The 14,084-nt window shown below is 58.7% G+C and carries 13 protein-coding genes and 1 pseudogene; 7 read left to right on the top strand and 7 right to left on the bottom strand.

The window, feature by feature from the left end:
- Positions 1–182 precede the first annotated feature (182 nt).
- The 7 genes and pseudogenes from ACQKRQ_RS24915 to ACQKRQ_RS24885 all read left to right on the top strand — a co-directional run.
- Positions 183–1,574 carry a cytochrome ubiquinol oxidase subunit I gene (locus ACQKRQ_RS24915; RefSeq protein WP_427480083.1) on the top strand — a complete coding sequence of 464 codons (1,392 nt, stop codon included), beginning with the start codon at positions 183–185 and terminating at the stop codon, positions 1,572–1,574.
- Positions 1,575–1,590: 16 nt separating this feature from the next.
- On the top strand, positions 1,591–2,580 hold the full coding sequence (locus tag ACQKRQ_RS24910) for a cytochrome d ubiquinol oxidase subunit II (protein WP_427480081.1): 990 nt from the start codon (positions 1,591–1,593) through the stop codon (positions 2,578–2,580).
- Positions 2,581–2,683: 103 nt separating this feature from the next.
- Positions 2,684–3,427: a (Fe-S)-binding protein gene (locus tag ACQKRQ_RS24905; RefSeq protein ID WP_427480080.1), complete on the top strand. Its 744-nt coding sequence runs from the start codon at positions 2,684–2,686 to the stop codon at positions 3,425–3,427.
- Complete coding sequence (locus ACQKRQ_RS24900) at positions 3,424–4,800, top strand: lactate utilization protein B (RefSeq protein WP_427480078.1); 1,377 nt, start codon at positions 3,424–3,426, stop codon at positions 4,798–4,800. The genes ACQKRQ_RS24905 and ACQKRQ_RS24900 overlap by 4 nt, the downstream gene beginning before the upstream one ends.
- Positions 4,797–5,396 carry a LutC/YkgG family protein gene (locus tag ACQKRQ_RS24895; RefSeq protein ID WP_427480076.1) on the top strand — a complete coding sequence of 200 codons (600 nt, stop codon included), beginning with the start codon at positions 4,797–4,799 and terminating at the stop codon, positions 5,394–5,396. The genes ACQKRQ_RS24900 and ACQKRQ_RS24895 overlap by 4 nt, the downstream gene beginning before the upstream one ends.
- 247 nt (positions 5,397–5,643) lie before the next feature.
- Positions 5,644–6,207, top strand: a complete 564-nt coding sequence (locus ACQKRQ_RS24890) for an FUSC family protein (RefSeq protein ID WP_427480074.1) — start codon at positions 5,644–5,646, stop codon at positions 6,205–6,207.
- Positions 6,208–6,215: 8 nt separating this feature from the next.
- Positions 6,216–6,374: pseudogene (locus tag ACQKRQ_RS24885) on the top strand (organic hydroperoxide resistance protein); the annotation flags it as partial.
- A gap of 60 nt (positions 6,375–6,434) precedes the next feature.
- On the opposite strand, the gene ACQKRQ_RS24880 reads toward ACQKRQ_RS24885, so the two are convergent.
- The 7 genes from ACQKRQ_RS24880 to iolG form a co-directional block, all read right to left on the bottom strand.
- Positions 6,435–7,496, bottom strand: a complete 1,062-nt coding sequence (locus ACQKRQ_RS24880) for a maleylacetate reductase (RefSeq protein ID WP_427480072.1) — start codon at positions 7,494–7,496, stop codon at positions 6,435–6,437.
- A gap of 38 nt (positions 7,497–7,534) precedes the next feature.
- Complete coding sequence (locus ACQKRQ_RS24875) at positions 7,535–7,831, bottom strand: Dabb family protein (RefSeq protein WP_342960160.1); 297 nt, start codon at positions 7,829–7,831, stop codon at positions 7,535–7,537.
- Between the two features lie 140 nt (positions 7,832–7,971).
- On the bottom strand, positions 7,972–9,180 hold the full coding sequence (gene mmsB / locus ACQKRQ_RS24870; protein WP_427480070.1) for a multiple monosaccharide ABC transporter permease: 1,209 nt from the start codon (positions 9,178–9,180) through the stop codon (positions 7,972–7,974).
- A complete protein-coding gene (gene mmsA, locus ACQKRQ_RS24865) occupies positions 9,173–10,711 on the bottom strand; it encodes a multiple monosaccharide ABC transporter ATP-binding protein (RefSeq protein WP_427480068.1) in 1,539 nt (512 codons plus the stop codon). Before mmsA ends, mmsB begins: the two co-directional genes overlap by 8 nt.
- A 91-nt stretch (positions 10,712–10,802) precedes the next feature.
- Positions 10,803–11,873 (bottom strand): multiple monosaccharide ABC transporter substrate-binding protein, encoded by a 1,071-nt coding sequence (chvE, locus tag ACQKRQ_RS24860; protein ID WP_427480067.1) that lies wholly within the window; start codon positions 11,871–11,873, stop codon positions 10,803–10,805.
- 96 nt (positions 11,874–11,969) lie between these two features.
- Positions 11,970–13,058 (bottom strand): Gfo/Idh/MocA family protein, encoded by a 1,089-nt coding sequence (locus ACQKRQ_RS24855; RefSeq protein ID WP_427480065.1) that lies wholly within the window; start codon positions 13,056–13,058, stop codon positions 11,970–11,972.
- Positions 13,059–13,082: 24 nt separating this feature from the next.
- Positions 13,083–14,075, bottom strand: a complete 993-nt coding sequence (iolG, locus tag ACQKRQ_RS24850) for an inositol 2-dehydrogenase (protein WP_427480063.1) — start codon at positions 14,073–14,075, stop codon at positions 13,083–13,085.
- Between the last annotated feature and the right edge of the window lie 9 nt (positions 14,076–14,084).

Below are 14,084 nucleotides of genomic sequence, written 5' to 3'. Positions count from 1 at the left end.
CCAACTATCATCAAGCACCTGGAAACATGAACCGTTCAATTCAGTCACTACGGACTGGTGATTGCACTGCGGACCTCGATGTGACCGTGAGTCTGATGACCGTCCTGCCGGGCAATTCACGGCAACCGATTCAACAATGTGTCTCGGTTGCGCAAACCAACCTCTATCGCTAGGGGAGCGGTATGGACACCACTGCGCTCATGCTGTCGCGGTTGCAGTTCGCCTTTACGGTTTCGTTTCACATCATTTTTCCGTCTTTCACCATCGGCCTGGCAGCGTGGCTGACGGTACTGGAAACGCTGCATCTGATTACCAGGCGGCCCGTGTACCGCCGCGTTTTCGACTTCTGGCTGAAGATCTTCGGGATCGCTTTCGGTATGGGCGTGGTCTCCGGCATCGTGCTCGCCTTCGAGTTCGGCACCAACTGGAGCGAACTGTCACGCCTTTCGGGGCCGATTCAGGGACCGCTGCTGTCCTATGAGACCTTCACGGCCTTCATGCTCGAGGCGTCGTTCTTCGGTGTGCTGCTGTTCGGCAGGAACAGGGTGAAGCCGGGACTCTATCTCTTCTCGGCGGCGATGGTCACGCTCGGCACGACGCTCTCGGCGTTCTGGATCATGGTGAACAACAGCTGGATGCAGTATCCGGTGGGCTACACAATCCAGAACGGTATCTACGTGCCGGACGACTGGGCGAAGATCATCTTCAGTCCGGTTGTATGGGTGCGGTTTCCTCATATGCTGCTCGCGGCTTATGTCACTGGCGCGTTCTGTGTCGCCGCGACAGGTGCGTGGTACACGCTGCGCGGAATGTGTCTTGCGGAAGGTCGCGTCATGCTGCGGATGGGCCTGTTTCTCGCGGCGATCCTCGTGCCGGTTCAGCTGCTGTTCGGGCATCTGGTCGGCGATTATGTGCACCGCTATCAGCCCATCAAGTTTGCAACGATTGAAGCACGCTGGCACGACGAACAACCCGCATCCGAAGTCCTGTTGGCATGGCCCGACGCGGCACACGAAAAGAACGACTATGCGATCTCCGTGCCGGTGCTCGGCAGCTTGATTGCCTCGATGAGCCTCGATTCGAAGGAGGTCGGGCTGACTGACTTCGCGCGCAGCGAGCGTCCGCCGATCGCCGTTCCTTTCTTCACGTTCAGGATCATGGTGGCGTGCGGCCTCATCATGCTGCTGGTCGCCTGGGGTGGCACTTTTCTTTCGCTCAAGGAGCGTTTGCTGCAGCGGCGTGCGCTGCTGTGGACGGTATTCCTGTGTTTTCCGCTGCCGTTCATCGCGACCCTCACCGGCTGGTTCACCGCCGAGGTGGGGCGGCAACCCTGGACCGTCTACGGGTTGCTGCGCACTGCGGACGCCGTCACGCCGTTCCTGACGCCACGTGCGGCGGCGGGGTCGCTACTCGTGTTTTGTGCGACCTACGTCTTCATCTTCGCCTTCGGCACCTACTACATCTATAAGTTGCTCAAAGGCGGACCTGCCGGGGACCCGCTGCACACACCGCCTGCTGCCCTGCCGAATCGTCCGATTTCGGCGGCGACGGATCTGCCGTCAACGGTCAAATAATTTCGGAGACGTGGAAATGATCCTCTACTGGTCGCTGATACTCGCCCTTAGCATGTTGCTGTACGTGCTACTCGACGGTTTCGATCTCGGTGTCGGCATGCTGTTCGGCCTGACCCGCGACGAAACGCGCCGGGCTCATATGCTGGCTGCCGTGTCGCCGCTGTGGGACGGCAACGAAACCTGGCTGATCGTGGCCGGCGTCGTGTTGTGGGGTGCTTTTTCGCAGGTCTACTCGTTGCTGGTCTCCGCGTTCTATGTGCCCGTTGTCCTGATGCTCGCCGGCCTGATCTTTCGCGGCGTCGCCTTCGAGTTCCGCGGCAGGGCGCATCGTACGCGGGCGATCTGGAACGTTGGCTTCGTGGTGGGTTCGGTCGTCGCCGCGTTCATGCAGGGCGCAATGGTCGGCGCGCTGGTCAAAGGGCTGCCGGTCGTCAACGGCCGCTTTGCGGGCGACGTCATGACGTGGTGCAGCAGTTTCTCGGCACTGTGCGGTGTGGCGTTATGCGCCGGTTACGCTCTGCTCGCTGCGAGCTGGGTCGTCAAGAAATGCGAGGCGGACGCGCGCGACGCCGCGTATCGCGCCATTGTGCCGTTGCTTTGGGTGGTGCTCGTTCTGCTGATCGTGCTGTTCCTTCACGCCCTTCATGAAGATCTTGCGATCATGCATCGCTGGCTCGACCGCCCTTATCTCTTTCTTGTGCCGTTGGTCGCGCTATGTGCAATCGCAGGCACCCTGACCGGCGTCAGACGGCGTCGAGACAACCAGCCGTTTCTCATGATCGTGGTGCTGTTCGTCTGCGCTTACGCGATGCTGGCGATTTCCTTCTGGCCGTACATGGTCCCGTTCTCGCTCACGATCACCCAGGCGGCGGGCCCGCATGCAAGCCTCGCTTTCATGTTCTGGGGCGCGGGGTTGTTCGTCTACCCATTGATGCTGATCTACACGCTCTATAGCTACAACGTGTTCAAAGGGAAGGTCGACCTGAATTCGGGTCACCACTACTGACGAACACCGTGCCGAACAGATGCAGGCAAGCCAAGCTTGCCATGAAATATTGGGATTCGGCAGGTTTCGCTAATTGGAGTCATTCGTAGTCACTGGAGAGATTATGAAAGTTGCCTTGTTTGTTCCATGTTTCATCGACGCCTTCTTTCCCGATGTCGGCGTCGCAACGCTTGAACTGCTCGAGCGATTCGGTTGCGACGTCGACTTCCCACTCGAGCAGACCTGTTGTGGTCAGCCGATGGGCAATAGCGGGTGCGAAAAAGACGCCGCCGCGACAGAAGAGCTGTTCGTCAAGAATTTCACCGGCTACGACTATATTGTTGCGCCGAGCGGCAGCTGCGTGCACCACGTGCGCGATCATTTCACGGCAGTCGAGCCGACCGCGGAGAGCAGAGCGGTGCGTGCCAACACTTATGAACTGGTTGAGTTCCTGCACGACGTGTTGAAAGTCGACGCGCTTCCGTGGGCCGAGTTTCCGCATAAGGTCGGCCTGCACAACAGTTGCGGAACGCTGCGCGGGTTGCGCACCGCCAAGATGTCGGAGATTGACGAGCCGTTCTTCTCGAAACCGCTGTCGCTGCTGAACAAGGTCAAGGGCATCGAGTTCGTTATGCCCGCCCGGCCTGACGAATGCTGCGGGTTCGGCGGCACGTTCTGCGTAACTGAGGAACCCGTCTCGGCACGGATGGGCCAGGACAAGGTTCGCGATCACAAGCAGGCCGGTGCCGAATACATCGTGTCCGCCGACTCGTCGTGCCTGATGCATCAGAAGGGTTGCTCGGAACGGCTCGGCCTCGATCTGAAGTTCATCCACATCGCCCAGATCCTCAATGGAGCCCGTTCATGAAGCGTGTTGACCACGTCAAGGCGTCGCGCGCGTTTATCGCCGACGAAAAGCATCTCGAGTTCCACGACAAGCGACTGTGGAGTTTGCGAACCCTGCGCGATCAGGCGGCGCACGGTATCGAGGAATGGGAAGAACTGCGTTCGCTTGCTTCGGGTATCAAGGAACACACGCTGACGCACCTCGCCGGCTATCTCGAGGAATTCGAGCGGAATGCGACGAACAACGGTGTGATCGTGCATTGGGCAAAGGATGCGGAAGAGCACAATCGCATCGTGCACGAGATTCTCGAAAGCCACCGCGCAAAGACACTAGTCAAGAGCAAGTCGATGCTCACTGAAGAGTGCGAGATGCGCGAGTATCTCGAAGCGCGAGGCATCACGGTCGTCGAATCCGATCTCGGCGAACGGATCCAGCAACTCGATCATGAGCGTCCCGCACACGTCGTGGTGCCGGCGGTCCACAAGCTCGCCTCAGACGTCTCCAGAGTGTTTGCCAAAACGCTTGGAACCGACCCGGCTAACAGCGACGTACATTACCTCGCCGAAGCGCAGCGCGACGCGACCCGGCCAATCATCCTGAACGCGGAAGCCGGGATGACCGGTTGCAATTTTGCTGTCGCGGAAACCGGCGGCATTACCGTATGCACGAACGAAGGCAATGCCGATCTGAGTGCGAACGTGCCGCCGCTGCACATTGCGTCGATCGGCATCGAGAAGCTGATTCCGAAGCTCGAACACCTCGGCGTGTTCATTCGAATGCTCTCGCGCAATGCGCTGGGGGCGCCGATCACGCAGTACACATCGCACTTCCGCGGTCCACGCAAAGGCGGTGAAATGCATTTCGTGCTGGTGGACAACGGCCGTTCAGCAAGGCTCGCAATGGACGACTTCTGGTACTCGCTGAAGTGTATCCGCTGTGGCGCCTGCATGAATACGTGTCCGGTGTACCGGCGCAGCAGCGGCCTGAGCTACGGCGGCGTGTATTCCGGTCCGATCGGCGCGATCATCAATCCGACTTTCGATCTGAAGAAATACAGCGCACTGCCGTTTGCTTCGACAATGAATGGTAGTTGCACGAACGTCTGCCCGGTCAAGATCAACATTCACGAGCAGATCTACAAGTGGCGTCAGATTGTCGCCGAGCAGCACGAGTTGCCATTCATCAAGAAAGAGGCGATGAAAGTCGCAGGCAAGGTGCTGGCCGAGCCGAAGCTGTATCGCGTGGCGATCAAGGCAGCGGACACGGCTGTGGCTAAGTTGCCGCGTGCCTTCATCTACAACCCTTTCAATGCGTGGGGCAAGCAACGGGAAGTGCCAGAGGCGCCCGAGCAAACCTTCCGCGACTGGTACCTCAAGAACAGGAAAGCAAAATGAGCAGCCGAAACGCCATTCTCGCAAGTCTGCGCGCCGCGCAGCGCACGCCTGCCACGCTACCCGACGTGCCGATGTTCGACGCCGGTCTGCCGCCGGCGCTCGACACGTTCAAGGAAACGCTTGCCCAGATGGGCGGCATCTGGGCGGAGATGCCCGCTGACGGCGGCATCGATGCGCTGATCCGGGCACGCTATCCAGACGCGAAAGTGATCTGCTCAGCCGTGCCCGAAGTGGCCGGTACACGGCGCATCGAGGAGGTCAGCGATCCGCATGAACTGAACGACGTCGATGTCGGCATCGTAAGGCCGCGCTTTGCGGTCGCCGAGACCGGGTCGATCTGGCTCAGCGAAACGCAGTATCAGGTCAATGCGCTTGGCTATCTGTCGCAGCATCTCGTTGCGCTGCTCGATCCGGCCGACATCGTCGGTAATCTGCACCACGCGTATCATCGCTCCGAATTCTTCGCTGCGAACTACGCGGTGTTGATGAGCGGACCCTCGGCGACCGCCGACATCGAGGGTGTCCTGATTCACGGCGCACAGGGGGTCCGGTCTCTAACGGTCATTCCGGCCCCGCGGGTTCGGGCCTCTGGGTAAGCAAAATAACGCGGCCGCGATCGTTGGGCGTGTGACGCGCGTTGCCTCGAGCGCAGCGCCCGTTTTCACCGTCAAGGTCATGCACTGCAGGGCACGCTGAAGGCCGGTCTGCGCCTGGAATACTGAGGGACGCCCGGTCGCCGTGAGCGCTGCAAATTGGCGGCGTTCGGGCGAATCGCGGCCCTCCGGGTGGTGGATACGCCACTACCGTGAAGGCCTCATGGCGCTCAAAAAATCTGCACGAACGATGACTGAAGCGAAAGAAACGCGGAACGAAGCGCGCATCCGAGCCGCCGACGTATTGATCGACCTGCTCAAGAGCCTGCCGTTTCGCGACCGGCTCGCCGAGGGCAGCCTGACGGCGCTGCAGGCCGTCTGCGGCGCATGTCTCGCTTACGGCGTCGCCTGCGCGCTGCACACCCAGGAGGCTTTCTGGGCCGCGATTACGGCCATCGCCGTCACGCAACACAGTTACGCGGACACCCGCAGCCTGTCGCGCGACCAGTTCATCGGGGCCACGGCGGGTGGCCTCTTCGGTTTCGTCGGCGCGTCTCTCGGGGCAGGCACGCACGAGATCCTTGGCTACGCGGCGACAATTGCCGCCGTAATCGTCGTCTGCTGGTGCTTGAACGTGGGCAGCGCGGCGCGCCTCGGCGCCATTACCGCGACTATCGTGCTGCTGGTTCCCGCGCAAGGGCCACTATGGGGCGTGCCGTTGTTCCGGCTCATGCAGGTTGTCCTCGGCACAGTGTCCACGCTGCTCGTCAGCGTGATCTTCACCCGGGTTCAGCAAAGGCTGGCGCGACGCTAGCGCCAGCTATATTTGGAAAGGCGAAAAGCAACCTGGATTTCGAGCTGACCCTGCCGAAGGCACTCGGCGGCGGAGGCGGCGATGGCACGAACCCCGAACAACTCTTCGCCGCAGGATATAGCGAGTGCTTCATCGGCGCTCCGAAGCCCCGCAGCGCGCGCGAAAAGAATCAACCGTGGCGAAGTTCTGTGACCGCGGACCTCGACCAGGCGTCTGCTTTCCAAAGTCTACGCCAACGGGCGGGCCCCTTCCCACGCACGCTGCAGCAGTGCTCTCAGCGGTTCATGCTCAATCGGCCGCGGGTTCCAGTATGGGTTCGACAATGCCACCTCGCACGCGTAATCAAGGTCTGCTTCATTCAACCCTATCTCACGAAGGCCCCGCGGAACTCCAAGTTCCTGGTTGAGCTGGTAAAGGCCGTCGGGCGCCGAATCTACGTTCAAGGCCCTGGCGATTCGTCCCATAGCCTCATCCGCAACGGGACTGTTGTAAGCGAGAGCATGAGGCAGAACGATTGCGTGCGTCTCTGCATGAGGGAGGTTGAATGTTCCACCCAAGGTATGGCACAGCTTGTGATGAAGAGCCATACCAACGTTGCCGAGCACCATTCCGCACAGCCATGCACCGTAAAGACATTCGCCGCGCGCCGCTTTGTCCTTGCTGTTGTTGTTCACTCCACGCAGGCCGCTGGCGAGAGAGCGAATACCCTCTTCCGCCATCAGTGACATGATGGGATTTCCATCCCTTGCGTACAGCCCCTCGGCAGCATGGGCGATGGCGTTGAGGCCGCTGACAATCGAGAGGCGAACCGGGAGCCCCATGGTCAACTCCGGGTCGTACAGGACCGTTTTGGGGATGACCTTGGCATCGCGACCGGTTTTCTTCAGGCCGTTTTCGGTTATCCCGTAGATGGGAGTCATCTCCGACCCAGCATAGGTCGTTGGTATCGCGATAATCGGCAACGACGATTCGAGCGCAATCGCCTTGCCGAGCCCAATCGTCGAACCGCCGCCAATAGCCACTGCACAGTCCGCGTCAACTGACCTTGCGTGTTCGCGCGCGCGGCGAGCGTTCTCCACGGGAACATGCATCTGGGCGCCGTCGAAAACGCCTGCGCTCGAAGGTCCAAGAAGAGACGAAACTACTTCGGCCTGCGCCCTTTGCTCGGGGGTACAGAGAACCAATGCCCGGCGTGCACCCAACGTCTCGACTTCCTGTTGGATCAACTTCATGCTTCCGGCGCCAAATACGACTCTGGAAGCCTGTGTGGTATAGGTGAACTGATACATGAGATTTGCTTCCTGTGTCGTCAAACGATACAGCTCGCCTAGATGTAGTCGACCTGGTGGCGAGCAATGCGAGCGTCACCCACGACCTGCTTTACTCGCAAATGCTCAGGATGGGACGCATAAGCGTCGAGCGATTCCTGGCTCTCGAATTCCGTGTAGAGCACGACGTCACAGGCATAGTCCACAGCGCTGACATCCAGCCCGACCTCCAGCTTGGTAAGCCCAGGAATCTTCCCGCTCAGACTCTCGAACGCGGACTTCACGAGCATCGCAGTTTCCTTCTTCTGTTCGGACGTCTCACCGCGGACATTCCACATCACGATATGCTTGACCATATTTAATTCCATTAGTATTGCTTATGCGCAGGCCAAATGTTCGAGATGCAATCTCATGGCTCAAGTATGCATTTCAGCCGGGCCTCGATACGCGCCTGGCCCCGCTGAGCTCTGAGTCTGGCTGCCGCAGGAAGGAGTAGTTACGCCTTGTTCTTGTTGTACACGTCGACGAACACGGCTGCCAGCAGAACGATGCCTTTGATGACCTGCTGATAGTCCACGCCGATGCCCATGATGGACATGCCGTTGTTCATCACGCCCATGATGAAGGCGCCCACAACCGCGCCGACCACCTTCCCTACGCCACCGGAGGCGGATGCGCCGCCGATGAAACATGCTGCGATAACGTCGAGCTCGAATCCGGCGCCAGCCTTCGGCGTTCCACTATTCAGGCGTGCGGCGAAAATCAGACCTGCCAGCGCGGCAAGGACGCCCATGTTCACGAAAGTCAGGAAGCTCACTGCTGGAACGCTGACGCCTGACAGCCGCGCGGCCTTCGCGTTGCCGCCGACCGCGTAGATTCGACGGCCGATTGTCGTGCGATTCATGATGAATGTGTACAGGCCAATCAGCACGCCCATGATGACGAGCACGGTCGGCAAGCCACGATAGGATGCGAGCAGGTAGCAGAAAAACACAATTAGCGCCGTAAGGACGACATTCTTCGTCACGAACATTGAGAATGAACCACTCTCGACTCCGTGCTTCGCGGCGCCGGCACGATGCCTGAGTTCAATTGCAAAGAAAAGCGCACCGACAAACACTCCCAGCAGAATCGAGGTGATGTGAAGCGCCTGTCCGTGAAAGAGGTCGGGGATAAAACCCGAACTCACAGCGCCGAATGCGTCGGGGAACGGGCCGATAGACTGGCCTTGGAGCACGAGGTTCGTCATGCCACGGAAAACCAGCATGCCGGCTAGTGTCACGATGAACGAGGGCATCCGCCAGAAGGCAATCCAGTACCCTTGCACGGCGCCCATCAGCGCGCCGGCCGCGATACAAATAATGGTGGCCAAAATGTAGTTGACGTCGTACTGCACCATCAGTACTGCCGCCAGGGCACCGACCAAACCCGCCGTTGATCCAACCGAAAGGTCAATGTGACCCGAAACAATCACCATGAGCATGCCAAGGGCCATGATGACAATGTAGCTGTTCTGCAGTACGAGGTTGGTGAGATTGAGCGGTTGCATCAATACGCCGCTCGTCGAGACCTGAAAGAACGCCATGATGATAACAAGCGATACGAGTAGTCCGTATTCACTGAAGAAGTGCTTAAGCGAACCGAATATTTCGCTTTTCTGAACCTCGGCGCCTTCGACGACCACCGGAGAGAGTGCCTTACGCATTTTCGATACCTCCATTTCGCATAATCGCTCGCATGATTTTTTCCTGCGAAACTTCTTCTGCGGTGAATTCGCCGACAAACCGGCCTTCGTTCATGACATAAACGCGGTCACACATGCCGAGAAGTTCAGGCATTTCCGATGAAATCATGACCACACACTTACCTGACGCAACCACCTGATTCATGATGCTGTAAATCTCGTACTTCGCTCCCACATCGATGCCTCGAGTGGGCTCGTCGAGAATCAGAACCTCGGGTTCGGAGAACAGCCACTTGCTCAGCACAACCTTTTGCTGGTTCCCACCCGACAGGTTGCCAACAACGTGAGTAACGCCTTGTGCGCGGATTCGAAGCTTCTTCAGGAAATCGGTCGCAACTGTTATCTCTTCGTGCTCGTCGACGACGCCTAACCTGGAGACGCCGGACAGATTTGCCAGCGTGATGTTCCGCTTGATGTTGTCGTCCAGGAGAAGACCATTGCCTTTCCGGTCTTCGGTCACGTATGCGATGCCTGCTTTGATGGCCTTTTGTACCGATGAAACGTCGACCTGCTTTCCGTGCATCAACACCTGGCCGGTAATGCCCTGACCATATGTGCCGCCGAAGACGCTCATGGCGAGCTCCGTGCGCCCAGAACCCATCAATCCAGCGATGCCGACGATTTCTCCCTTGCGCGCCGTCAGGTTCACGCCTTTGATGACTGCGCGGTCCCTCTGCGTGGGATGCTGGACACGCCAATCCTTGACTTCAAAAACTACTTCGCCGATGTTCGGAGTACGTGGCGGGTAGCGGTCGGACATCTCGCGGCCGACCATCGCTTTGATGATGCGGTCTTCACTCACACTCTCGGCACTGCAATCGAGTGCGTCAACCGTCGAGCCATCACGAATGACGGTGATACCGTCCGCGACGCGCGAAATCTCGTTAAGCTTGTGCGATATGATGATTGACGTCACACCGCGCGACTTGAGTTCGAGGAGAAGACTAAGCAGCGTGTCGCTGTCTTTTTCATTCAGGCTTGCGGTGGGCTCGTCAAGAATCAACAGGCGAACCTCTTTCGACAATGCCTTTGCAATTTCGATGAGTTGCTGTTTGCCAATCCCGAGCGTGCCTACCGGTGAGTCTGGCGAATCCGATAGGCCCACCTTCGCGAGCAACGCCTTCGCCTTCGCACGCGACACCTGCCAATCGATGACGCCGTGCTTCGACTGCTCGTTACCAAGATAGATGTTCTCGGTAATCGAGAGCATAGGTACGAGGGCAAGTTCTTGGTGGATGATGATGATTCCGACCGCCTCGCTATCGGAAATATCGGCGAATGCACGTTCCTGACCGTCGTAAAGGACGTCGCCAGAATAAGAGCCGTGCGGATAGACGCCACTGAGGATTTTCATCAGGGTCGATTTGCCTGCGCCATTTTCGCCGCAAATGGCGTGAATCTCTCCCTGACGCACCTTCAGATTGACGTTATTCAGGGCTTTGACAGCGCCAAAGCTTTTCTGAATTCCGCGCATCTCCAGAATGGTATCCATGGTCAAATTCCTCTAATTGGTCACGCTCGGCCGCGTGTCTGCGTAAGGCGGAGTCCCGCAGGAGGCCCCGCCACACCAACGTTCAGATGCCTTACTTGATTTGGGCCTGCGTGTAATAGCCGCTGGTGACCAACTCCGATTGGTAATTAGCCTTGTCGACGAGGATGGGCTTCACGAGGTAAGTCGGAACGATCTTCGCTCCGTTGTTGTAACTCTTCGTGTCGTTGATAGGAACCTGTTTTCCGCTCAGTGCGTTATCAACCATCTCGGCTGTCACGCTGGCGAGCTTACGAGTGTCCTTGAACACCGTCGAAGTCTGGTCGCCTCGAACAATGTTCTTGACGTTCTGGATGTCTGCGTCCTGTCCCGTGACAACGGGCATGGCTTGCTGGGCCGAACCATATCCGACGCCCTTGAGAGACGAGATAACGCCAATCGCAATCGCGTCATTGGGCGTCCAGACCGCATCGAGGTGGTCCTTACCGTAGAAAGCGCTCAGCAAGTTGTCCATCCGGGACTGAGCCGTAGCACCATCCCAGTTGCGCGTGGCCACTTTCTCGAAGGCAACCTGCTTGCTCCGAACCACGAACTTGCCACTGTCGATGTACGGTTTGAGAACCGACATGCCGCCTGCGTAGACCATATGGGCGTTGTTATCGTCCGATGAACCACCGAACACTTCGATGTTGAACGGCGCCTTGCTGCCGGCTTTTTGCCACGCGCTGACGATGCTCTGCCCTTGCAGAACGCCCACGCCGTAATTGTCGAAGGTTGCGTAATAGTCGACGTTCCTGGTCTGACTAATCAGGCGGTCGTACGAAATAATCTTGATGCCTTTCTTCTGGGCGAGCGCCAGGGCATCAGAAAAGGTCTTGCCGTCGATAGGTGCGATGACCAGTGCTTTGACACCCTTGGCAAGCATGTTCTCGACCTGATTCACCTGTGTTGGAACGTCGTAATTCGCGTACTGCAAATCGGCCGAATAGCCTTTCGCTTTCAGCGCGTCGACCATGCTTTTCCCGTCGGTAATCCAGCGGGATTCGGTCTTGTCGGGCAGCGAAATCCCGACGACACCTTTATCCTGCGCAAAAGCAGCACCAGACATTGCTGAGACCGCTGCCGAAGCAGCCAGAATGATCGCGACACTCTTCATAATTTTCATGACCTCGTCTCCTAGTTAGGAATGCGTATTTACGATTCCGGTTTATCGTTTACGGAATCCTCGGCTGACACCCGCGAGCGTCAGCCATTCAAACTCTTACCTGATGAAGACCTCTGCGCCGGCTTCTTTGGAAGAAGCGAACATTGCTTCGATGACACGGCTGATGTTGTACGCCTGCGTGGCAGGCACAACTGACTGCGTGCCGTTGCGCAAAGCGCCGAAGAACGCATTCGACTCCCGGTCGAAGTACACCGGGTTGCCGATCTCAGCAATGTCAGGCGAATATTCCGTCTTCTTCGTCGCCCAGATTTCCGGGAAGCTGGTCTCTTGCCACTCGGTCCAACCCTCCGGATGGTCACCTTTGCCTGCGTCATAAATCTTGTAGCTCGCGGGCAGCGAGCGGGAAGACATGATGCCTTCCGTCCCGTAGGCGGTGATGTCCCAGCTCTCGGTCCATGGCAGAACGTCCCAAGACATGAAGTCGACGGTGACAATCTTGTCTTCGTAGTTCAACACCGCGCCAGCCGCGTCCTCACGTGATTCGTCACCGTGGAAATTGGGGAACTTCGTGATACGGGCGTTCACGGAGCGTGGCAAGCCGAAGTGCAAGAGAATGCGGTCGATGAGGTGGCAGCCGATAACGAAGACAGCACCGCCAATATCACCTGGCTGAGTCATGTGCGGAGTGCCCGCCTCGTCGTGTGAGCAGCCACCGTGCGCCCGAACCTGAACGACTTTCCCGAGACGACCGCTCTTGAGGGCGGCTTGCATGGCGTCGACCGAAGGTGCGAAACGCCAGCAATAGCCGACTTGCACCAGTCCGCCGGTACGCTCCACAGCCTCTACGATGCGCTTTGCGTCGACCGAACTGCGGCCGGCAGGCTTCTCGCACAACACAGCTTTGCCCGCCTCGAGCGCCTCAATGGTCAGGTCGGCCATCTTCTCGCTCTTGGAGTGGACGAGCACGACATGAACATTCTCGTCCGCGAGGATGTCTTCCTTTGACCGCGCCTCGAGACCGAGCGCGTCGACGAATGGCGTGAGCAGCGGGCTTGCATCCCACGCACCGAGCATCTTTGCGTCGGTGCGGCGCTGGATTGCCTTGACTCGCCCGGACGTGTGGGGATGAGTGATGCCAAGACATGCTACGCCGAGCGTTTCGTTGGGACCAATCTTTCGCGTCATGACATATCTCCTCGAGATTTTCAGTTACACCTTGACGGCTTTGCCCGACAAGGCGGACTCAAGCGCGCAGTCCGCCAGGCGCAGCGCCTTGAGGCCGTCCTGCACCGAGGTCGGCAATGCCGAGTCTGCATTCAGCGCGTCCACGAAGGCTTCGAGTTCGGCCTTGTACGCGGCCTCGTAACGCTCGAGGAAGAAGTTGAGCAACGGCTCGCGGACGTCGGTTGCGTCCTTGGACCAGCGCCGAATCGTCGAAGGACGAAGGTTTTCTTGCAGAAGCATTCCCTTCGAACCTGATACTTCCATGCGCTGGTCGTAGCCGTACACGGCTTCGCGACAACAGTTGATGTGGCATTGCTTGCCGGAAGCGGTCCGCAACTGCACCATCACCGTATCGAAATCGGTCAGCTTCTCAAGCGATTCGTCGACAAGACGGCTGGCCATGGCCATGACCTCGACCGGTTCTTCGCCGAGCAGCCAGCGAGCCATATCCAGGTCGTGGATAACCATGTCGCGGAAGATGCCGCCCGAGTGCTCGACATAGTCACGGGGAGGCATGCCTGGGTCCCGGCTCGAAATGATGACCTGACGCACTTCGCCAATGTCACCTGCGTCAATCGCCTTGCGGAAGGCTTGCGACGTCGGGTCGAAACGGCGATTGAAAGCGAGCATGACGCGACCACCCAGGCGCTCGACCTCGTTCGCCGCGGCAAGCGACTTGCCCATGTCGAGGTCAATGGGCTTCTCGCACAGAACAGCCTTGCCGCGCCTGACGGCCTCGAGCATGAACATGATGTGCGTGTCCGTCGGCGTGCCGATGACAACGGCATCGATGTCCTTTCGCTCGAGGACCGCTGCGGGGTCCGTCGAAGCCTCGCAGCCAAGGCGGCTAGCCAACGACTTGGCTGCACTTTCAACAGGGTCCGCCACCACGACCAGTTGTGCGTTCGGGCTCGCGGCGACGTTGCCAGCGTGAATGCGACCAATGCGGCCTGCACCGAGTACGGCGATTCGAATCATGTGAGTCTC

Source organism: Paraburkholderia sp. NPDC080076 (genome assembly GCF_050281145.1).
In the GTDB taxonomy this organism is placed as follows: Bacteria; Pseudomonadota; Gammaproteobacteria; order Burkholderiales; family Burkholderiaceae; genus Paraburkholderia.
This window is presented reverse-complemented; position numbering and strand designations above follow the sequence as displayed.